Source organism: Tepidamorphus sp. 3E244 (assembly GCF_046159835.1).
Classification (GTDB): Bacteria; Pseudomonadota; Alphaproteobacteria; order Rhizobiales; family Tepidamorphaceae; genus JACKJK01.
In genome coordinates, this window is sequence record NZ_JBJXCY010000002.1 from 1096703 (window position 1) to 1116393 (window position 19691).

20 protein-coding genes are annotated in these 19691 nt (G+C 65.5%); 11 read left to right on the plus strand and 9 right to left on the minus strand.

The annotated features are described in order from the left end of the window. The 8 genes from ACKTEK_RS13905 (at position 1) to ACKTEK_RS13940 (ending at position 7792) form a co-directional block, all read left to right on the plus strand. Entirely contained in the window at positions 1-1290 is a 1290-nt protein-coding gene (locus tag ACKTEK_RS13905) for a glutamate-5-semialdehyde dehydrogenase (RefSeq protein WP_409165891.1), read from the plus strand. 19 nt (positions 1291-1309) lie between these two features. Then, positions 1310-1963: a nicotinate-nucleotide adenylyltransferase gene (locus ACKTEK_RS13910; protein ID WP_409165892.1), complete on the plus strand. Its 654-nt coding sequence runs from the start codon at positions 1310-1312 to the stop codon at positions 1961-1963. A 134-nt stretch (positions 1964-2097) separates the two neighbouring features. Then, positions 2098-2643, plus strand: a complete 546-nt coding sequence (rsfS, locus tag ACKTEK_RS13915) for a ribosome silencing factor (protein WP_409165893.1) — start codon at positions 2098-2100, stop codon at positions 2641-2643. Positions 2644-2672: 29 nt separating this feature from the next. Then, a complete protein-coding gene (gene rlmH, locus ACKTEK_RS13920) occupies positions 2673-3158 on the plus strand; it encodes a 23S rRNA (pseudouridine(1915)-N(3))-methyltransferase RlmH (protein ID WP_409165894.1) in 486 nt (161 codons plus the stop codon). 215 nt (positions 3159-3373) lie between these two features. Beyond that, positions 3374-4639 carry a murein hydrolase activator EnvC family protein gene (locus tag ACKTEK_RS13925; RefSeq protein ID WP_409165895.1) on the plus strand — a complete coding sequence of 422 codons (1266 nt, stop codon included), beginning with the start codon at positions 3374-3376 and terminating at the stop codon, positions 4637-4639. Next, entirely contained in the window at positions 4636-5964 is a 1329-nt protein-coding gene (locus tag ACKTEK_RS13930; RefSeq protein ID WP_409166164.1) for a S41 family peptidase, read from the plus strand. The genes ACKTEK_RS13925 and ACKTEK_RS13930 overlap by 4 nt, the downstream gene beginning before the upstream one ends. A 220-nt stretch (positions 5965-6184) precedes the next feature. Continuing rightward, complete coding sequence (locus tag ACKTEK_RS13935) at positions 6185-7252, plus strand: divergent polysaccharide deacetylase family protein (RefSeq protein WP_409165896.1); 1068 nt, start codon at positions 6185-6187, stop codon at positions 7250-7252. Positions 7253-7282: 30 nt separating this feature from the next. Next, positions 7283-7792 carry an RNA pyrophosphohydrolase gene (locus tag ACKTEK_RS13940; protein ID WP_409165897.1) on the plus strand — a complete coding sequence of 170 codons (510 nt, stop codon included), beginning with the start codon at positions 7283-7285 and terminating at the stop codon, positions 7790-7792. An 82-nt stretch (positions 7793-7874) separates the two neighbouring features. Here the strand turns inward: ACKTEK_RS13940 and ACKTEK_RS13945 are convergent, their stop codons facing one another. The 6 genes from ACKTEK_RS13945 to ACKTEK_RS13970 form a co-directional block, all read right to left on the minus strand. Beyond that, on the minus strand, positions 7875-8282 hold the full coding sequence (locus tag ACKTEK_RS13945; protein ID WP_409165898.1) for a F0F1 ATP synthase subunit epsilon: 408 nt from the start codon (positions 8280-8282) through the stop codon (positions 7875-7877). Between the two features lie 24 nt (positions 8283-8306). Then, positions 8307-9752 (minus strand): F0F1 ATP synthase subunit beta, encoded by a 1446-nt coding sequence (gene atpD, locus ACKTEK_RS13950; protein ID WP_409165899.1) that lies wholly within the window; start codon positions 9750-9752, stop codon positions 8307-8309. 24 nt (positions 9753-9776) lie between these two features. Further along, positions 9777-10661: a F0F1 ATP synthase subunit gamma gene (locus ACKTEK_RS13955; protein WP_409165900.1), complete on the minus strand. Its 885-nt coding sequence runs from the start codon at positions 10659-10661 to the stop codon at positions 9777-9779. A gap of 42 nt (positions 10662-10703) precedes the next feature. Next, a complete protein-coding gene (gene atpA / locus ACKTEK_RS13960; protein ID WP_409165901.1) occupies positions 10704-12233 on the minus strand; it encodes a F0F1 ATP synthase subunit alpha in 1530 nt (509 codons plus the stop codon). Then, on the minus strand, positions 12233-12787 hold the full coding sequence (locus tag ACKTEK_RS13965; protein WP_409165902.1) for a F0F1 ATP synthase subunit delta: 555 nt from the start codon (positions 12785-12787) through the stop codon (positions 12233-12235). The genes atpA and ACKTEK_RS13965 overlap by 1 nt, the downstream gene beginning before the upstream one ends. 317 nt (positions 12788-13104) lie before the next feature. After that, complete coding sequence (locus ACKTEK_RS13970) at positions 13105-15321, minus strand: primosomal protein N' (protein WP_409165903.1); 2217 nt, start codon at positions 15319-15321, stop codon at positions 13105-13107. Between the two features lie 85 nt (positions 15322-15406). Here ACKTEK_RS13970 and fsa point away from each other — a divergent pair, with 85 nt between their 5' ends. From fsa to ACKTEK_RS13985, 3 genes are all read left to right on the plus strand, one after another. Continuing rightward, positions 15407-16063: a fructose-6-phosphate aldolase gene (gene fsa, locus ACKTEK_RS13975; RefSeq protein WP_409165904.1), complete on the plus strand. Its 657-nt coding sequence runs from the start codon at positions 15407-15409 to the stop codon at positions 16061-16063. 73 nt (positions 16064-16136) lie between these two features. Then, a complete protein-coding gene (locus ACKTEK_RS13980) occupies positions 16137-17099 on the plus strand; it encodes a tyrosine recombinase XerC (protein ID WP_409165905.1) in 963 nt (320 codons plus the stop codon). A 180-nt stretch (positions 17100-17279) separates the two neighbouring features. Beyond that, the gene (locus ACKTEK_RS13985) at positions 17280-17516 is read left to right on the plus strand and encodes a hypothetical protein (protein ID WP_409165906.1); all 237 of its coding nucleotides are present in this window, start codon (positions 17280-17282) and stop codon (positions 17514-17516) included. Positions 17517-17627: 111 nt separating this feature from the next. Here ACKTEK_RS13985 and ACKTEK_RS13990 read toward each other — a convergent pair whose 3' ends face one another. From ACKTEK_RS13990 to ACKTEK_RS14000, 3 genes are read right to left on the minus strand one after another with little or no spacing between them, the layout of a single operon-like run. Then, positions 17628-17804: a hypothetical protein gene (locus ACKTEK_RS13990; RefSeq protein WP_409165907.1), complete on the minus strand. Its 177-nt coding sequence runs from the start codon at positions 17802-17804 to the stop codon at positions 17628-17630. 25 nt (positions 17805-17829) lie between these two features. Beyond that, positions 17830-19236, minus strand: a complete 1407-nt coding sequence (gene lpdA, locus ACKTEK_RS13995) for a dihydrolipoyl dehydrogenase (RefSeq protein WP_409165908.1) — start codon at positions 19234-19236, stop codon at positions 17830-17832. Positions 19237-19271: 35 nt separating this feature from the next. Then, positions 19272-19661, minus strand: a complete 390-nt coding sequence (locus ACKTEK_RS14000; protein WP_409165909.1) for an MAPEG family protein — start codon at positions 19659-19661, stop codon at positions 19272-19274. Positions 19662-19691: the final 30 nt, after the last annotated feature.

Below are 19691 nucleotides of genomic sequence, written 5' to 3' on the forward strand. Positions count from 1 at the left end.
ATGGACGCGATAACGAACCCCGGCACGACCGGAGACGTGGCAAAGCTGATGGAAGGCATCGGCCGCGCGGCGCGCGCCGCAGCCCGCAAGCTCGCGACCAGCCCGGCGGACACGCGCAACGCCGCGCTCACGGCCATGGCCAAGGTCGTCAGGGACTGCGCGTCGGAAATCCTCGCCGCCAACCAAGCCGACATCGCCGCGGGCCAGGATAAGGGCCTTGCCGACAGCTTCGTGGAGCGCATGACGCTCAATGACGAGCGCATCGAGGCCATGGCCGCAGGCATCGAGTCCATTGCCGCCCTGCCCGATCCGGTCGGCTCGGTGATCGATTCCTGGGAGCGGCCCAACGGCCTGAAGATCGAGCGCGTGCGCACACCGCTCGGCGTCATCGGCATCATCTTCGAAAGCCGCCCCAACGTGACGGCGGATGCCGGCGCGCTCTGCGTGAAGGCCGGCAATGCCGCGATCCTGCGTTCCGGCTCCGACGCGCTGGGGGCCGCGAAGGCCATCCACGCCTGCCTGCAGGATGGGCTGGAAGCTGCGGGCCTACCGCGCGAGGCAATCCAGCTTGTGCCCGTCGCCGACCGTGACGCGGTGGGCGAGATGCTCGGCGGCCTGGGCGGCAATGTCGATGTCATCGTGCCGCGCGGCGGCAAGGGCCTCGTCGGCCGCGTCGAGGAAGAAGCCCGCGTGCCCGTCTTCGCGCACCTGGAAGGCATCTGTCACGTCTACGTCCATGCCGACGCCGACCTCGGCATGGCGAAGGACCTCATCGTCAACGCCAAGATGCGCCGCACGTCCATCTGCGGTGCGGCGGAGTGCATCCTCGTCGATGCCGCCGTGGCGCAGACACACGCTGCCCCGATCGCCGAAGCGCTCATCGACGCTGGCTGCGAAGTGCGCGGTGACACCGCCATCTGCGAACAGGTGCCGGGTGCTGTCACCGCCACCGAACACGACTGGGGCAAGGAGCACCTCGGTCCGGTCGTCTCCATGCGCGTGGTGGAAAACCTCGACGCCGCTGCCGACTACATCGCGACCTATGGCTCGGCCCACACCGAGGCGATCATCACCGACGACCAGGCCGCCGCCGACCGCTTCATGCATTTGGTGGATTCGGCCATCGTCATGCACAACGCCTCCACCCAGTTCGCCGATGGCGGCGAGTTCGGCATGGGTGCGGAGATCGGCATCGCCACGGGGCGGATGCATGCGCGTGGGCCCGTCGGCGTGGAGCAGCTCACCAGCTTCAAGTACCGGGTGCGCGGCACCGGCCAGACACGGCCCTGACGGCAAGCGGTTCGGGACCATGGCGCGTAGAGACGACAGCGGGGCCGTCTGGCCCGCCCTGCCTGGGTCTGCGCCGGGACAGACGATCGGCCTGTATGGCGGGTCGTTCAATCCCGCCCATGACGGACATGCCCATGTCGGCAACATCGCGCTGCGCCGACTCGAACTCGACTGGCTCTGGTGGCTGGTGACGCCGGGCAACCCGCTGAAGGATACCGGCGAGCTTGCCCCGCTGGAGAACCGGATGCGCGATGCACGCGCGCTGACCCGCAACCCGCGCGTGAAGGTGCTGTCCATCGAGGCCGATATCGGCGTCGCCCGCACGCTCGACACCATCGACTGGCTGCAGCAACGCGTGCTGCATGCCCGCTTTGTCTGGGTGATGGGCGCGGACAACCTCGCAAGCTTCCATCGCTGGCATGGTTGGCGCGATATCGCCGCAACGATCCCCCTCGCCGTGGTGGATCGCCCCGGCTACACGCGCGCCGCGCTGGCAAGCCCGGCGGCGCGCACCCTGGAGCGTTTCCGGCTTGGCGAGGGCGATGCCGCCATGCTTGCTCACCTGACGCCGCCGGCATGGACATTCCTGCGCGGCCCGCTGAACCCGCTTTCTTCGACGCAATTGCGCCAAAACCGCGCAGATGCGGCGCAAAAGTCACAGGATCGCGAATAATTGCCGCCGTATTGAAACGGACATATGGGTTGCCTTATCCTTTGATCGTTCGCCTTGCCGGGCGAATCGTTCGCAAACCGGTGATGGAGACATCGCCCCGTTGACTTGCACTTGATGCAGATAGCGAAGGTCATATGTGGCGCAGCCATTGCGAAAATGGCTGCGGATGCGCATATGAGACGGCATATCCCCACGGGCAATCAGGCAAGCCACACCTCCAGCAATCGCCGGAGGCACAATGGTTTGCTGTCAGCAAGGAGACATTCGCCCTGAGTAAGCACACGCCCGGTAGCGTCCAGGACGCTGCCCAGGAGGCTGCGGTCGCCGGTATCTCTCCGCAGACCGGCCTTCTCGAACTGGTTGAAACCGCACTCGACGATGCCAAGGCCGAGGAGATCAACGTGATCAACCTCACCGGCAAGTCGGCCATCGCCGATGCCATGATCGTCGCATCCGGCCGCTCCGACCGCCACGTCGGCGCCGTTGCGGATCGTGTCCTTCGCGCGCTGAAGGACAACGGCCACGGCAACGTGCCTGTCGAAGGTCAGGAGACCTGCGACTGGGTGCTGATCGACGCCGGCGACGTTGTCGTGCACATCTTCCGTCCCGAGGTTCGTGACTTCTACAACCTCGAGAAGATGTGGTCGGCACCTGCGCTGGAGGACGCCCCGACCCACTGAACCGGGTCGGGCGTTGCCTTGGCACGCCCATGCACTTGCGCATTATCGCCGTTGGCCGGCTGCGGGCCGGCCCGGCGCGCACCCTTTGCGACGATTATTTCAAGCGGCTCGGCGCGACGGGCCGCAACATCGGCCTCGACTGGCGCGGCGAGACCGAACTCGACGAAAGCCGTCTGCCCGATGGCCGCCGCCGCAAGGCGGACGAGGCCAGGGCCATCTCCGCACAACTGGACAAGTCTCCCGGCCGCTGCATCGTTCTGGACGAGCGCGCGAAGGCCTTCGACAGCCGCACCTTCGCCGACACGCTCGGTGACTGGCGCGACAGCGGCGAAACCTGCACGACTTTCGTGATCGGCGGCCCGGACGGGCTGGACCCCGATTTCGTGAAGGGCGCCGATGCCGCACTCACCTTCGGCCGCCTCACATGGCCGCACCAACTGGTGCGTGTCATGCTGGCCGAGCAGCTCTACCGCGCCTCGACGATCCTCTCCGGACACCCCTACCACCGCGACTGATCCCTGCCCGCGCCTTGCGCGGGCTTTGCAAATCACATGATTGTTCTCTTGCCGCCTTATCGCCGCCACGGTCGGCGGTTTTGTTGGCATCCATGCACCCGCCGTACGTGGTTGACAGATCGTTAACGCGGCGACGGATAGGATGCCAAAGGGACACGATTAACCGGGACATGTCGCCCTTGCCTCGCCCAACCGCGAACCCGCAGACTTCGCGCATGAACGCTGCCATCTTCCGTGTCGCAACGGTTGCCCTTGGCGCGTGTCTCGTCGCTCCTGCGGCCTACGGCGCGGGCGATGATCCCGAGAAGACCCGCAAGGAACTCGACGCGGTCAATGCCGACCTTGAGAGCCAGCGCCGCAAGCTGCTGGAAATCGAAGCCGAGGTCGACGGACTCAAGAACGACCGGGCGCAGATCAACGCCAAGCTGATCGCCACCGCCGAGCGCATCAAGCAATACGAGACCGCGATCCTGCGAAGCGAGCAGCGGCTGGAACAGCACGCGATCCGCGAAGGCGAGTTGCGCGAGGAACTCTCCGGCCAGCGAAAGGTCTTCGCCGTGCTGCTGGGCGCACTGCAGAAACTCGGCCACCGTCCGCCGCCCGCCGTCGTGGTGTCGCCCGACAACGCGCTTGCGACCGTGCGTTCCGCCATGCTGCTCGGCGCCGTCGTGCCGGACCTGCGCCGCGAGACGGACAAGCTCGGCCGCGACCTCGCCGAACTGGTGTCGGTGAAGAAGCAGATTGCCGACGAGCGCATCCGTCTTTCGGAGGAAACCGAGAAGCTTGGCGACGACCAGCTGCGCCTGACCGCCCTTCTCGATGCCAAGACCAAGGATTCGATTGCCGCCGAAGAGCGCATGAGCTCGGAGCAAAAGCGCGCCGAGGACCTGGCCGCGCGTGCCGAGGACCTGCAGACGCTGCTGGCCACCATCGAAAAGGAATCCGAGCGCCGCGCCGCCGAACTGGCCGCCGCGCCCAAAGAACCCGAAAAGCCGGTCGAGCAGGCGATACGCGACACGGGCCGGCTTCGGCCCGCGGTCAAATTCGCGTCAGCGCAGGGCATGTTGGCCTTGCCGGCGGCCGGCGCTGTCATACGTGAGTTCGGAGCACCGGACCCCTATGGCAGCAAGTCCGGTGGGATCTCGATCGCCACCCGCGCCAAGGCGCAGGTGACCGCGCCGAGTGACGGCTGGATTGCCTATTCGGGACCGTTTCGCAGCTATGGGCAACTCTTGATCATAGACGCGGGCGACGGGTATCATATCGTCATGGCCGGCTTGAACAGCGTGAATGCTGAAGTCGGCCAGTTTGTACTCGCCGGCGAACCGGTCGGCCAGATGGGCACGCTGGCACTTGCCAGCGCGGTCGCCCCCACTGGCGGACCGATACAGCCGGTGTTGTACGTTGAATTCCGCAAGGACGGGCGCGCGATCAATCCGCAACCGTGGTGGGCGGACAAATCCGATGGAGCGAATGGCTGATGAGAAGGTTTTCTCTCGTACTACTCGGCGCGATGGTTGGCGCAGGCGGCATGATCATGGTTTCGCAACCGTTCATGACCTTCGGCACCGCCAATGCAGCGAACTCCGAGACCTATCGCCAGCTCAACCTCTTCGGTGACATCTTCGAGCGTGTCCGCTCCGGCTATGTCGAGGACACCGAGGACAAGGCCCTCGTCGAGGGTGCCATCAACGGCATGCTCCAGACGCTGGACCCCCACTCCTCCTACCTCAACGAGCAGGCCTATCGCGAGATGCTCGAGTCCACGAGCGGCGAGTTCGGTGGGCTCGGCATCGAGGTGACCATGGAAGACGGCCTGGTGAAGGTCGTTGCTCCCATCGAGGACACCCCGGCCTACCGCGCCGGCATCGAGCCGGGCGATCTCATCCTGAAGCTCGACGGCGAGGAAGTTCAGGGCATGGCCCTCAGCGACGCCGTCAAGAAGATGCGCGGCGCGATCAGCGAGCCGATCACGCTCACCATCCTGCGCGGCGAGAAGCGCGAGGAACTCGAAATCACGGTCATCCGCGACACCATCCGCGTGCGCTCGGTCCGTTCCGAGGTGGAAGACGACATCGGCTATGTCCGCATCACCCAGTTCAACTCCCAGACGGAGACCGAACTGCGCAAGGCCGTCGACAGCCTCAACGAGGAGATCGGCGCCGACAAGCTGAAGGGCTTCCTCATCGACCTGCGCAACAACCCCGGCGGCGTGCTGGACCAGGCGGTCCTCGTCTCCGACTTCTTCCTCGACCGTGGCGAGATCGTTTCCACCCGTGGCCGCTCCGCCGACCAGGTCGAGCGCCGCAATGCCAAGCCGGGCGACTACGTGAAGAACAAGCCGGTCGTCATCCTGATCAATGGCGGCTCCGCCTCGGCCTCGGAAATCGTCGCCGGCGCCCTGCAGGACCACCGCCGCGCCACGATCGTTGGCACCCGCTCCTTCGGCAAGGCCTCGGTCCAGACGCTGATCCCGCTGGCCGGCAACAACGGCGCATTGAAGCTGACCACTGCGCGCTACTACACGCCGCGTGGCCGCTCCATCCAGGCGCTGGGCATCGTTCCCGACATCATGATCGAGCAGGAACTGCCCGAGGAACTGAAGGATGCCGAGAACCGCGGCGAAGCGAGCCTTCCCGGTCACCTGAAGGGTGATGGCGAGGAAGAGAAGTCCGGTTCGTCCAGCTACGTCCCGCGTGAGCGAGATGCGGACAAGCAGCTGCAGTACGGCCTGTCCCTGCTGCGCGGCGAGGAAAAGCACGCCATGTTCCCGCCGGACCCGGATCGCGACGTTTCGCAGAACTGATCGGCAGGCGTTCACCGACTGCCAACCCTTCGCGCGTAACCTTTGCGTTGGAACTGATTCGGCTGCCCGGCGGCGTAGAGCTTCCGGGCAGCACTTTTAAGAACTCGATCCCCGGGCCAACCGCGTGCCCGGCAAAGGATGGCGGACCCTGATGGCGTTGTCGGCCCTCGTTGAGCCAGCCCGAAAGCTTGGCCTCGGCTTGCGCAGAAGCGCTCGTTCCGTGACGCCGCTCAACGCCGCCATCGGCGCTCTCGCCGCGCTGCTCCTCTTCGTTCTTGGCTGGATGCTCTTCGTCAACGACCCGCTCGGCGGCGAGCCGGTGGCCCGCGCGCCACTGCACCAGCCGGCGCATGACGGCGGCCAGAGCCAGACGGAAACCGCGCAGGCAACCATTCGCGAGACCTCCGCCGACGAGGCCGAGACACAGCAGGACACCCCGGCGCAGTCCGACGGTGGCCGCGTGGTGATCTCCGATCCCGTCGCCGGTGCCATCGACGGCAAGAAGAACCTCGTCGAGTCCACCCGCTACGGCTCGCTTCCCCGGATTTCCGAAAGCGGTGAGCGCCCCCTCGACGCCTATGCGCGCGAAGCCCCGTCCCTTGTCCCGAGCCAGCCGCGTATCGCGATCATCTTGTCGGGCATGGGGCTTTCCTCCGCCGGGACCGAGGACGCGATCCGCCGGATGCCTGCCGACGTGACGTTTGCCTTCGCGCCCTATGGCCGCGACCTGCGCCGCCTCGTGCGCCTTGCCCGCACGGACGGACACGAGCTTCTGTTGCAGGCGCCTCTGGAACCCTACGACTACCCAGACAACGATCCCGGCCCGCACACGCTGCTGACCGGCCTGCCCGAGCGCCAGAACCAGGACCGGCTGCACTGGGTCATGGCGCGCATGGTCGGCTATGTCGGCATGCTCAACCACATGGGCGCGAAGTTCGTCGCAGACGAAGCCGCCGTGAACCCGTTCCTCACCGAGTTGCGCAACCGGGGGCTGCTCTACGTCGATGATGGCAGCGCTCCGCAGTCCACCACGCGCGAGGTGTCCGGTCGTCTCGGCCTGTCCTTCGCCAAAGCCGATGCCGTCATCGATTCCAAGCCTGACCGCGAGAGCATCGACGAAGTGATGAACCGGCTGGTCGAACTGGCTGCCGACCGCGGCTATGCCGTGGGCGTCGCGTCCGCGCTGCCCGGCACACTGTCGGCACTTCAGGACTGGATCAAGGTGCTGGAAAGCCGCAACATCGCCATCGTGCCGGTAACCGCACTGACCCGCTTCGGCGCATCCTGATATCTCGGCCCAAACGGAAAGCACGTCTCCATGAGCGTTGATCCCACACGACTGCCTTATCGCCCCTGCGTCGGCGTGATGCTGCTCAACAAGGACGGTCGCGTCTGGGTCGGCCGGCGCAAGATGGCGCAGGACGATGCCGAGGGCGAGGGCCTGTGGTGGCAGATGCCGCAGGGCGGCGTGGACGAAGGTGAAAACCCGCGCGAGGCTGCTATCCGGGAGCTTTATGAGGAAACCAGCATTACCTCGGCAGAGGTCATCGACGAGACGCCGGGCTGGGTCACCTATGATCTGCCACCGGAGATGGTCGGTGTCGCGTGGCAAGGCCGCTTCCGGGGCCAGAAGCAGCGTTGGTACGCCCTGCGCTTCACCGGCGAAGAAAGCGAGATCGACGTCGATGAACCAGGTGGCGGCGAGCACACGGCGGAGTTCGACGCATGGCGCTGGGCCGAGATGGACGAACTGGACGGGCTGATCGTCCCCTTCAAGCGCGACGTCTACCGGCAGGTCGTGATGAGCTTCCGCCACCTCGTCGACTGATCGCGCCGAACCGACCGCGACAACGCGCAACAAAAAAGGGAGCCAACGGCTCCCTTTTTCTATGTTTGTCGGGTCGTGAGACCTAGCGGCGCGCCAGAACGGCTTCCACGTCCTTCAGGTGCGCCAGGTGCATCTCGGCCTTGGAGCGCGTTTCGCCCTCGGTGGCGTCACGCACGTCTTCCTCGGCGTCCTGGATCAGCTGCTGCAGCTTGCTGGTATCCATGTCGGCGACCGGCACGGCCTCTTCGGCAAGAACCGTCAGCGCCTCGGGACCGGCTTCGGCAAAGCCGCCGCGCACGAAGATGTCGTGCTCGGCACCGTCGCCCATCTTCACTTTCAGGATGCCGGGCCGCAGCGTCGAGATGAACGGCGCATGCATCGGCATGACGCCGAACTCGCCTTCCGAGCCCGGCACCGTGACCTCGACGGCATCCCCGGAAAGCAGAAGCTTTTCCGGCGACACCAGTTCGAAATTCAGCGTGTCCGCCATTGGTGTCTCCTCGCGAAGTGCGCGTTACGCAGCTTCCGCTGCCAGCTTCTGCGCCTTCTCGATAGCTTCCTCGATGGTGCCGACCATGTAGAAGGCGGCCTCCGGCAGGTGGTCGTAGTCACCGTCGCAAAGGCCCTTGAAGCCCTTGATCGTGTCTTCGAGCGCGACCAGCTTGCCCGGCGAACCGGTGAAGATTTCGGCCACGAAGAACGGCTGCGACAGGAAGCGCTCGATCTTGCGGGCGCGCGCCACGACCAGCTTGTCCTCTTCCGACAGCTCGTCCATGCCCAGAATGGCGATGATGTCCTGCAAGGCCTTGTAGCGCTGCAGAATTTCCTGCACGCGGCGGGCAACGCCGTAGTGCTCTTCACCGAGAATGCGCGGCTCGAGAATACGCGACGTGGAGTCGAGCGGATCGACGGCCGGGTAGATGCCCTTTTCAGCGATCGAGCGCGAAAGCGTGGTCGTCGCGTCAAGGTGGGCGAACGAGGTCGCCGGCGCCGGGTCGGTCAGGTCATCGGCGGGCACGTAAATGGCCTGCACCGAAGTGATCGAACCCTTGGTCGTGGTGGTGATGCGCTCCTGCAGGGCGCCCATGTCCGTCGACAGGGTCGGCTGGTAGCCCACCGCCGAAGGAATACGGCCGAGAAGGGCCGAAAGCTCGGAACCGGCCTGCGTGAAGCGGAAGATGTTGTCCACGAAGAACAGCACGTCCTGGCCTTCGTCGCGGAAATGCTCGGCGACCGTCAGGCCCGACAGGGCGACGCGGGCGCGGGCACCGGGAGGCTCGTTCATCTGGCCGTAGACGAGTGCGGCCTTGGAGCCTTCGCCGCCGCCTTCCTTGTTCACGCCCGATTCGATCATCTCGTGGTAGAGGTCGTTGCCTTCGCGGGTACGCTCACCCACGCCGGCAAAGACCGAGTAACCACCGTGCGCCTTGGCGACGTTATTGATCAGTTCCATGATCAGAACCGTCTTGCCCACGCCGGCGCCGCCGAACAGGCCGATCTTGCCGCCCTTGGCGTACGGGGCCAGCAGGTCGACGACCTTGATGCCCGTGACGAGGATTTCCTGCTCCGTCGACTGGTCGACGAAGTCCGGGGACGGCTGGTGAATGGCGCGCGTCTGCGAGTGCGGAATTTCGCCCGCTTCGTCGACCGGCTCGCCGATGACGTTCATGATGCGGCCAAGCGTGCCCTCGCCCACCGGCACCGCGATCGGTGCCCCGGTGTCGGTGACGTTCTGTCCGCGAACCAGACCTTCGGTTGCGTCCATGGCGATGGTGCGAACCGTGTTCTCACCCAGGTGCTGCGCAACTTCCAGGACGAGGCGGTTGCCGCCGTTGTCGGTTTCCAGCGCGTTCAGGATCGGCGGCAGATTGTCTTCGAACTGAACGTCCACCACGGCGCCCATGACCTGGCGGATCTGCCCGGTCGCGCCCTTCTTCGCTGCTGCTTTCTTTGCTGCCATCGGTCTTTCCCCTGATCCTGTTCTCTAGAGCGCCTCTGCGCCCGAGATGATCTCGATGAGTTCCTTGGTAATCTGCGCCTGGCGCTGACGGTTGTAGCTGAGCGTCAGGTCGTCGATCATTTCGCCGGCGTTACGTGTCGCGTTGTCCATGGCCGACATGCGCGCGCCCTGTTCGCCAGCGGCGTTCTCGAGCAGCGCCTTGAGGATCTGCACCGCGATGTTGCGCGGCAGCAGTTCGGCCAGGATTTCCGTTTCGTCCGGCTCGTACTCGTAGGCGGTCGGCGCGGTACCGGTCTCGCCTTCGGCCTCGGCCTCGAGTTCGGCCGGGATGAGGCGCTGTGCCGTCGGCACCTGCGACACCACCGACTTGAAGTTCGAATAGAACATCGTGCAGACGTCGAACTCGCCCTTCTCGAACAGGTCGAGCACCTTGTCGGCGATCAGCTGGGCTTCCGAAAAGCCCACCTGCTTGACGGCGCGCAGATCGACGAAATCGACAATCTGGGCCGCGAACTCGCGCTTGATGATGTCGTGGCCCTTGCGGCCCACGCACACGAACTTGAACGTCTTGCCCTCGCTCTTCAGCTTCAGCGCGTGCTGGCGTGCACGCTTTGCGATGTTGGCGTTGAAGCCACCGCAAAGCCCGCGTTCCGCGGTCAGGACCAGCAGCAGATGCGTGTCCTCGCTGCCCGTGCCGATCATCAGTTTCGGCGCGCTGTCCTGGCCGGCAATCCCGGCGGACAGGTTGGCCAGCACGGTGCTCATGCGCTCCGCGTAGGGGCGCGCGGCATCGGCTGCCGTCTGCGCACGGCGGAGCTTCGCCGCGGCCACCATCTGCATGGCCTTGGTGATTTTCCGCGTCGCTTTAACCGAAGAGATTCGGTTGCGTAAGTCTTTCAGGCTCGGCATGTCGCCTCCGCTCTGTGCCGTTCAGGAGCCAGTCCGGTCCGTTCAGGCAAAACTCTTGGCGAATTCGTCCACGGCGGCCTTGAGCCGCGTGCGGATGTCGTCGGTCAGCTGCTTCTCGGTGCGGATCGCTTCGAGCAGGTCGGCATGCTTGTCGCGGACATGGCCGAGAAGCCCGTCCTCGAATTCGCCGACCTTCTCCACCGGGAGCTTGTCGAGATAGCCTTCCACGCCGGCATAGATGACGACCACCTGCTCCTCGACCTTCAGCGGCGAGAACTGCGGCTGCTTCAGCAACTCGGTCAGGCGCGCGCCACGGTTCAGCAGGCGCTGGGTGGAGGCGTCGAGGTCGGAGCCGAACTGGGCAAAGGCCGCGACTTCGCGGTACTGGGCCAGTTCGCCCTTGATGGTGCCGGCAACCTGCTTCATCGCCTTGATCTGGGCGGCAGAGCCCACGCGCGACACCGACAGGCCGACGTTCACCGCCGGGCGGATGCCTTGGTAGAACAGGTCCGTCTCGAGGAAGATCTGGCCATCGGTGATCGAGATCACGTTGGTCGGGATGTAGGCCGACACGTCGTTGGCCTGGGTTTCGATGACCGGCAGGGCCGTCATCGAGCCCGCACCGTGGTCGTCACCCATCTTCGCGGCGCGTTCCAGCAGGCGGGAGTGCAGGTAGAAGACGTCGCCCGGATAGGCTTCGCGGCCGGGCGGACGGCGCAGCAGCAGCGACATCTGGCGGTAGGCGACGGCCTGCTTGGACAGATCATCATAGACGATCAGCGCGTGCATGCCCTTGTCGCGGAAATATTCCGCCATGGTGCAGCCGGTGAACGGCGCGAGGTACTGCATCGGCGCCGGGTCGGACGCGGTGGCAGCAACGATGATCGAGTATTCCAGCGCGCCGCGCTCTTCCAGCGTCTTCACGAGCTGGGCGACGGTGGAGCGCTTCTGGCCGATGGCGACGTAGACGCAGTACAGCTTCTGGCTCTCGTCACCGGATTCGTTGATCGACTTCTGGTTCAGGATGGCGTCGAGCGCCACGGCGGTCTTGCCGGTCTGGCGGTCACCGATGATCAGCTCGCGCTGGCCGCGGCCGATCGGGATCAGCGCGTCGATGGCCTTCAGGCCGGTCTGCATCGGCTCGTGCACGGACTTGCGCGGGATGATGCCCGGCGCCTTCACGTCCACGCGGGCCATGCCATCGTTCTCGATGGGCCCCTTGCCGTCGATCGGGTTGCCCAGCGCGTCGACGACGCGGCCCAGCAAGCCCTTGCCGACGGGGGCTTCCACGATGGCGCCCGTGCGCTTGACCGTATCGCCTTCCTTGATCTCGCGGTCGGAACCGAAGATCACGACGCCGACATTGTCGACTTCCAGGTTCAGCGCCATGCCGCGAATTCCGCCGGGGAATTCGACCATTTCACCGGCCTGGACGTTGTCCAGACCATAGACGCGGGCGATACCGTCGCCCACGGACAGAACCTGACCGACTTCCGAGACTTCCGCCTCGTTGCCGAAATTCTTGATCTGATCCTTGAGGATCGTGGAGATTTCAGCGGCCCGAATGTCCATCAGCCGACCTCTTTCATGCGTGTCTTGAGAGAATTGAGTTTGGAGCGGATCGACGTGTCGATCATGCGGCTACCGACCTTGACCACAAGGCCGCCGATGATCGAGGGATCGACCGTCTCGTTCAGGGAGACCGTCTTGCCGGTGACCGACTTCAGTGCGGTCTGCAGCGATTTCTTCTGGGCATCCGTCAGCGCCTGCGCAGTGGTGACGCTGGCCGTCATCTCGCCCTTGTCTGCGGCTGCCAGCGCCCGGTAGGCGCGGATCATGCCGGAGACGGCGAAAAGGCGGCGATTGCGTGCAACCAGCCGCAGGAAATTCCCGGTCGTGCCGGAAATGCCCGCCTTCTTCAAAATGGCGTCGAGCGCCTTGATCTGGTCTTCGGCGCTGAACACCGGGCTGCGGACAAGCCGCGTCAGGTCATCGCTGCCGTCGAGCATCGTGGCAAAGGAGTCGAGGTCCTTGCCGACGGAATCGACGGAGTTGGATTCCTTCGCCAGGTCGAAAAGCGCGTTTGCGTACCGTCCGGCCACGCCGCTTACGATCGAGTCGTCCACTCTTTGTGTCTCTCTCGATTTTTGAGGCCCGTACCGCCGTCCCGGATCTGCCGCCCTCATTTTCCCGCGCATGAACGCGGATGGGAAGTCGCAGCCCTGGTCGGGGTCATCGAGCCGGTGTGTTGACGCCCTGCGGCCCTTGCTGCGGATCGCCTGAGGGGATGGACTTTCTTCAAGTCCTCGTCCTCGGCATACAGCCCCCGCTGCAAAGACGCGTGGGCACTACCATACAGATTTCGGCCGCGCAACATAGCGGGGTGCCGACTTTGGGCGCGTCCAAATGTCCACGGCCAAGCGCGCTCACGCCGGATTCACGCCTAAAGGAACGAGACCGGGTCGATATCGACCTGAACGCGCAAGCCCCCGGTGGGTTTGGGCGCGCGCGAAAGCCATTGCCGGACCCAGTCCGACAGGTCGAATGCCCGGGTCGAATGCGCCAAAAGACGTACACGGTATCGGCCCCGGATCATGGCGATGGGCGCTTCCGCCGGACCCAGCACATCGACATGGTCCGCCCCCGGCGCGGCATGTTTGAGCGCACGCGCATACTGGTTGGCGAGGTCGCGCTCGCGCGCCGAGACGATCAGCGCGGCCAGCCGACCGAACGGCGGCATCCCGGCCTTGCGCCGCACGTCCAGTTCGCGCTCGTAGAACGCCTCCCGGTCGCCCGCTGCAATTGCCTGCAGGACCGGGTTTTCCGGCACGTATGTCTGGATATACGCGTGCGCGGCGTTCCCAGCCCGGCCCGCCCGGCCGACAACCTGGCTTAATATCTGGAAGGTGCGTTCCGCCGCGCGCGGATCGGCATTCTGGAGCGCGACGTCGGCATCCACCACGCCGACGACGCTCATCAGCGGGAAGTTGTGCCCCTTGGCAACGAGCTGCGTGCCGATGACGATATCCGCGTGCCCGCGCGCGATTTCGGCCAGCAGCGTGCGCATCGCCTTCACGCCCGGAACCAGATCGCTGGAGAGCACCGCGATGCGCTGGTCGGGAAAGCGGTCGACGAGTTCTTCGGCAATGCGTTCGACGCCCGGCCCGCAGGCCACAAGGCTGTCGGGCGCCTCGCAACTGGGGCAGGCGGGCGGCACCGGCTTTTCAAACCCGCAGTGGTGGCACAACAGCTTGTTCCGGAAGCGATGCTCCACCAGCCATGCTGTGCAGTTGGGGCACTCGAAGCGGAAGCCGCAGCGCCGGCACAGTGTCAGCGGCGCGTAGCCACGCCGGTTGAGGAAGACGAGGCTCTGCTGACCCGCCTCGCAGGCCTTGGATATGGCCTCCACCAGCCTCGGCGCGAGGAATCGCCCGCTCTCAGGCGCATCCTGCCGCATGTCGAGCAGGTCGATATCCGGCATTGCCGCTCCGCCGAAACGCTCCGGCAGGCTGATGCGCCCGTAGCGTCCGGCATCGGCATTGGCCCGGCTCTCAACGGACGGCGTCGCCGAGGACAGGATCACCGGGAAGCCGCCGATATGACCGCGCTTCACCGCCATGTCGCGGGCGTGGTAGGTGGCGCGGTCTTCCTGCTTGAAGGCTGGGTCGTGTTCCTCGTCGACCACGATCATTCCGAGATCGGCAAATGGCAGGAACAGCGCCGAGCGCGCACCGCACACCACCTGCACCTCGCCGCGTGCCACGCCCTGCCAGACGCGCGCCCGCGCCCGGCCCGAAACGCCGGAGTGCCACTCGCCGGGTGCCGCGCCGAACCGGCGGGCGAAGCGTTGCAGCAGGTCCTGCGTCAGCGCGATTTCCGGCAGCAGCACCAGCGCCTGCTTGCCCGCCTTGAGTGTTTCGGCAATCGCCTCGAAATAGACCTCCGTCTTGCCCGAGCCGGTGACGCCATCGAGCAGCGTCACGGCAAAGCTCTGGTCGCGGACGGTTTCGGCCAGCTTGTCCGCTGCCGCGCGCTGGGCTTCGCTCAGGTCGTTGATGGCGTGATCGGCGTCGGGCTGCTCGATCACCGGCCGCAGGTTGAGATCGACTTTCTCCAGGACCCCTGCGCTCACCAGCCCGTCGACCACCGCAGCCGAGACACCGGCGACATCGGCCAGCGCGGACTTCGGCCAGACCGCCTGTTCCCCAAGCTTCTCCATCACGCGCTCGCGCCCCGGCGTCATGCGTTCTGGCACCAGGCCTGCCCACGAGACGCCGGTGACTGGTTTTTCCGCCGCCAGCACATCGGACGAGCGCAGCACCATCTTCAGCACCATGCCGCGCTCGCTCAGCGTGTAGCGCGAAACCCAGTCGACGAAATCCATCAGGTTCTTGCGCAGCGGCGGCACGTCCACCAGCCCCTCGACGGCGCGCAGCTTGGACGCGGACACCTCGCCGGGGTCCTCGTTCCACACGCAACCGAGCACCTTGCGCGGCCCAAGCGGCACCACGACGATGTCGCCCGCCGACAGGCTCAGGCCATCGGGCACCAGGTAGGTATAGGCCGCGTCGACCGCGACAGCGCATTGCACGCAGACCGTGCCGGAACTCATCTGCTTGGCGCCTCGCTCGCGCTGGTCGGCGTTGATTCGCCGGATCATTGAAGAGCGCCAAGGCTACCCTTTCGCGCGGGATGGTTTAAACAGGGCGCAGACACGCAAAACACGACCTGAGGGACACGACGCCATGAAATTCTTCATCGACACCGCCGACACCGCCGAAATCCGGGACCTTGCGGCGACCGGCATGGTCGATGGCGTCACCACCAACCCCTCGCTGATTGCCAAGTCGGGCCGCGACTTCAAGGAAGTGGTCGCCGAAATCTGCGAACTGGTGCCGGGGCCGGTGAGCGCCGAAGTCGCTGCCACCGAGGCCGACCAGATGATCGCAGAGGGCCGCGAACTGGCGAAGATCGCCGACAATGTCACCGTGAAGGTGCCGCTGACCTGGGACGGGCTGAAGGCATGCAGCACGCTTTCCGACGAAGGCACCATGGTCAACGTGACGCTGTGCTTCTCCGCCAACCAGGCCCTGCTGGCGGCCAAGGCCGGCGCGACCTTCATCTCGCCCTTCATCGGCCGGCTCGACGATATCGGCCTCGACGGCATGGACCTGATCCGCGAGATCCGGATCATCTACGACAACTACGATGCGCTGGAGACGCAGATCCTCGCCGCCTCCATCCGCACGCCCAACCACGTGAAGGAAAGCGCGATGTGCGGGGCTGACGTCGCCACCGTGCCGCCGTCTGTGCTACGCGGGCTTCTCAAGCATCCGCTGACCGACAAGGGGCTGGAAGCCTTCCTCGCCGACTGGGCCAAGACCGGGCAGACCATCGTCTAGGCCGTTTTTCAAACAGTTAATCAGACCTTAAGCGGCAGCGGCGACACTTGGCAGGTTCCAACGGAGCCTGCCGATGCCCCCTCGCCCTTCCGACACCGCCACCCTGCCGGACATTCCGGCGAGCGCCGACCTGTCGGCGGCCATCGGCGTGTGGCTGCATACGCTCAGCAGTTCCCGCCGCCTCGCCGACAAGACCGTCGAGGCCTACAGGCGCGACGTTGCGCAGTTCGCGGCCTTCCTGACCGACCATCTGGGCAGCGCGCCTTCGCTGGCTGATCTCGCAGCCCTCAAGGTCACCGACATTCGCTCTTTTCTGGCCGCGCGCCGCCGTGACGAGGTGGGTGCGCGCTCGCTGGCCCGTGCCCTCTCCTCCCTGCGCAGCCTTGCCCGTCACCTGCGCAAGGTTCACGGCATCGAGATCGCTGCGCTTGCCACCATTCGCGGCCCAAAGCTTCCCAAGGGCCTGCCGAAACCCGTCTCGCCGGACCGCGCGCAGGAGATCTGCGACGGCGTGGGCATGGACGAGAATGCCGAACCTTGGATCGAGGCGCGCGACATTGCCGTGCTGACACTGCTCTACGGCGCGGGGCTTCGCATTTCCGAGGCACTGTCGCTGACCACGCGCCAGTTGTCCGCGGCAGGCGAAACGCTGCGCATCAAGGGCAAGGGCGGCAAGACGCGCATTGTCCCCATCCTGCCTGTCGTGCGGCAGGCGGCTGCCGACTACCTGCGGCTTTGTCCATACTCGCCCAAGCCCGATGAACCCGCGTTCCTTGGTGCGCGCGGCGGCCCGCTCAACCCGCGCATCATCCAGCGTGCCATGCAGCACCTGCGCGGCGCGCTCGGCCTGCCCGACAGCGCAACGCCGCACGCATTGCGCCACGCCTTCGCGACCCACATCCTGATGAGCGGCGGAGACCTGCGCACGATCCAGGAACTGCTTGGCCACGCCAGCCTGTCGACCACGCAGGTCTATACCGATATCGACGAGGCGCACCTGCTCTCGGTCTACCGTGCGGCGCATCCGCGCGCCTGAGACGACCTGCATCCCTCAGGCGCCTGTACGAAAGCGTGATCGCGCAGGCCCTTGGACGCTTTTAAAACCTGCTCTAACCTTACGGAATGCAGTTCCATCGGGCTGCGCCTATCGACGTGTTCCCTTCACAGGACGGTCCCGGGATTTCCCGCGACCGCCACAAGCAAAGGACGAACCCGTATGACAATCGCCACGAAGTACCTGACGACCGCGCTCGCGGGCCTCGCCATGGCAGGGCTTGCCACGGCAGCCAGCGCCGAGTGCAACTGGGGTCACAAGACCTCGATGGTGACGGCGGAGAACGCCTCGCCGGTGCCGGAGACGAAACCCGGACAGCAGACCGCAACGGCTGAGACCGTCGCCGAGGATGCGACGCTCGAAACCGCGCAGGCACCGCAGGACACCGCGACCGAATAATCCGGCCAAGCCGGTTCAGCATGAAAGACCAAGCGGCCCGCCGCGCGCGGGCCGCTTGGCTGTTTTTATGCGTGCTTGATTGAAAAGCGCGAAGTCGGCTGAATGCGCGCGCTATTGCTTCTGGCGCAGGCGCGAGAGGTAGATGCCGCCGATCGCCGCGCAGGTGAACAGCGCGATGTTGGACGCCCAGTCCCGCGTTTCGGGAAACTGGCTGAGACCCATCTTCACCAGCACATAAGCCGCGAGCGCCACGAAGAAGACGATCACGTGTTGCATGAGCTGCGGCATGGCAGGCGCTCCCGGTCACATCCGATCACATGTGGATCGGGCGCTTGTCCACCGCGAGCGAAGCTTCCCGCACAGCTTCCGACATGGTCGGATGCGCATGACAGATGCGGCCGAGGTCTTCCGCCGCGCCCTTGAACTCCATCAGCACGCAGACCTCGTGGATCATCTCGCCGGCACCGACGCCGACGATGTGACAGCCGAGAACCTCGTCGGTCTTCTTGTCGGCGAGGAACTTCACGAAACCCTCCGTCGCGTTCATGGCGCGGGCGCGCCCGTTGGCGGTGAAGGGGAACTTGCCGGCGCGATACTCGATGCCGGCCTCTTTCAACTGCTCTTCCGTCTTGCCGACGACCGCCACTTCCGGGTGCGTGTAGACGACGCTCGGGATCGTGTCGTAGTTCACGTGGCCGTGCTGGCCGGCGAGGATTTCGGCCACCGCGATGCCCTCGTCCTCTGCCTTGTGGGCCAGCATCGGCCCGGCGATCACGTCGCCGATGGCATAGATGCCGTCCACGTTGGTCTTGAAGCCGTCACCGGTCTTCACCCGGCCGCGCTCGTCCATCTCGACACCGGCTTCCTTGAGGCCAAGCCCCTCGGTGTAGGGCGTGCGGCCGATGGAGACGAGAACGATATCGGCGTCGAGCGTCGCCGCCTCGCCGCCCTTGGCAGGCTCGACGCTGACTTTCAGCTTCTTGCCGGACTTTTCCACGCCCGTGACCTTGGAGGAGAGCTTGAACTCCAGCCCCTGCTTTTCGAGCATCCGCTTGAACTGCTTTCGCACTTCGCCGTCCATGCCGGGCAGCACCGTGTCGAGGAATTCGACCACGGTCACCTTCGCGCCGAGGCGCCGCCAGACCGAGCCAAGCTCCAGCCCGATGACGCCCGCGCCGACCACCACGAGGTGATCCGGCACCTTGGTGAGTTCCAGTCCGCCCGTGGAGGAGACGATCTGCTTCTCGTCCACCTCGATGCCCGGCAGGTTGGCCGATGCCGAACCCGTCGCGATGACGATGGCCTTGGTTTCGAGCGTCTGCGCCTTGCCCTTGTCGGGCGTCACGGAAACCTTGCCCGGCCCTTCGACCTTGCCGGTGCCCTGATAGGTGTCGATCTTGTTCTTCTTGAACAGGAACGCGACGCCGGAGACGTTGGCCTCCACCACCTCGTCCTTGTGTTTCATCATGCCCTTCAGGTCGAGCTTTGGCGTGCCGACCTTGATGCCGAGCTTCTCGAAGCCGTGCCCAGCCTCGTCGAACATCTCGCTGGCGTGCAGCAGCGCTTTGGAGGGGATGCAGCCGATGTTGAGGCAAGTGCCGCCATAGGTCTCGCGCTTTTCCACCACCGCGACCTTCAGCCCGAGCTGTGCCGCGCGGATCGCGCAGACATAGCCGCCGGGGCCGGTTCCGATGACGATGAGATCGTAAGCGTCAGCCATGGTGCTGCCTCTTCTCTTTGCTTGATCGCGGCGCGTCAGAACAGCGCCTTGAACAGAATGACGACGATCGCCGCCGTGGCGATCCCCCAGATGACGGGGCGCATCCAGCTGGAGCCGAATGCATAAGCCGGAATGTAGGCGATGCGCGCGGCAAGGTAGACCTGCGACGCGATGGCCGTCGTTGCATCCGCCTTGCCGGCCACGTGCGCCACGAGAACGCCGATGGCAAAAAGCGGCAGCGTTTCCAGTATGTTGACGTAGGACCGCTGGAGGCGGCCCGCGATGCCGGTGACGGTGTATCCGCCGTCACGTGGCCCGGCGGCGTATTTTCCGCCCACTTCGCGAACCGCGAAGATGCCGTAGATCCAGATCTGGAACAGCGCCACGAAGGCCGCTGCCACGAGCATGGTCAGGTCCGTACTCAACGCTCAGCCCCCTGCGACCGCGACGCCGCG

What these genes read in the sequence shown, in the direction of transcription:
- ACKTEK_RS13905 (WP_409165891.1), top strand. Translation starts at nt 1, where the DNA reads ATGGACGCGATAACGAACCCCGGCACGACCGGAGACGTGGCAAAGCTG.
- ACKTEK_RS13985 (WP_409165906.1), top strand. Translation starts at nt 17,280, where the DNA reads ATGACAATCGCCACGAAGTACCTGACGACCGCGCTCGCGGGCCTCGCC.
- rlmH (WP_409165894.1), top strand. Translation starts at nt 2,673, where the DNA reads ATGCACTTGCGCATTATCGCCGTTGGCCGGCTGCGGGCCGGCCCGGCG.
- fsa (WP_409165904.1), top strand. Translation starts at nt 15,407, where the DNA reads ATGAAATTCTTCATCGACACCGCCGACACCGCCGAAATCCGGGACCTT.
- rsfS (WP_409165893.1), top strand. Translation starts at nt 2,098, where the DNA reads ATGTGGCGCAGCCATTGCGAAAATGGCTGCGGATGCGCATATGAGACG.
- ACKTEK_RS13970 (WP_409165903.1), bottom strand. Translation starts at nt 15,321, where the DNA reads ATGATCCGGCGAATCAACGCCGACCAGCGCGAGCGAGGCGCCAAGCAG.
- ACKTEK_RS13945 (WP_409165898.1), bottom strand. Translation starts at nt 8,282, where the DNA reads ATGGCGGACACGCTGAATTTCGAACTGGTGTCGCCGGAAAAGCTTCTG.
- atpD (WP_409165899.1), bottom strand. Translation starts at nt 9,752, where the DNA reads ATGGCAGCAAAGAAAGCAGCAGCGAAGAAGGGCGCGACCGGGCAGATC.
- atpA (WP_409165901.1), bottom strand. Translation starts at nt 12,233, where the DNA reads ATGGACATTCGGGCCGCTGAAATCTCCACGATCCTCAAGGATCAGATC.
- ACKTEK_RS13955 (WP_409165900.1), bottom strand. Translation starts at nt 10,661, where the DNA reads ATGCCGAGCCTGAAAGACTTACGCAACCGAATCTCTTCGGTTAAAGCG.
- ACKTEK_RS13990 (WP_409165907.1), bottom strand. Translation starts at nt 17,804, where the DNA reads ATGCCGCAGCTCATGCAACACGTGATCGTCTTCTTCGTGGCGCTCGCG.
- ACKTEK_RS13980 (WP_409165905.1), top strand. Translation starts at nt 16,137, where the DNA reads ATGCCCCCTCGCCCTTCCGACACCGCCACCCTGCCGGACATTCCGGCG.
- ACKTEK_RS13925 (WP_409165895.1), top strand. Translation starts at nt 3,374, where the DNA reads ATGAACGCTGCCATCTTCCGTGTCGCAACGGTTGCCCTTGGCGCGTGT.
- ACKTEK_RS13910 (WP_409165892.1), top strand. Translation starts at nt 1,310, where the DNA reads ATGGCGCGTAGAGACGACAGCGGGGCCGTCTGGCCCGCCCTGCCTGGG.
- ACKTEK_RS13940 (WP_409165897.1), top strand. Translation starts at nt 7,283, where the DNA reads ATGAGCGTTGATCCCACACGACTGCCTTATCGCCCCTGCGTCGGCGTG.
- lpdA (WP_409165908.1), bottom strand. Translation starts at nt 19,236, where the DNA reads ATGGCTGACGCTTACGATCTCATCGTCATCGGAACCGGCCCCGGCGGC.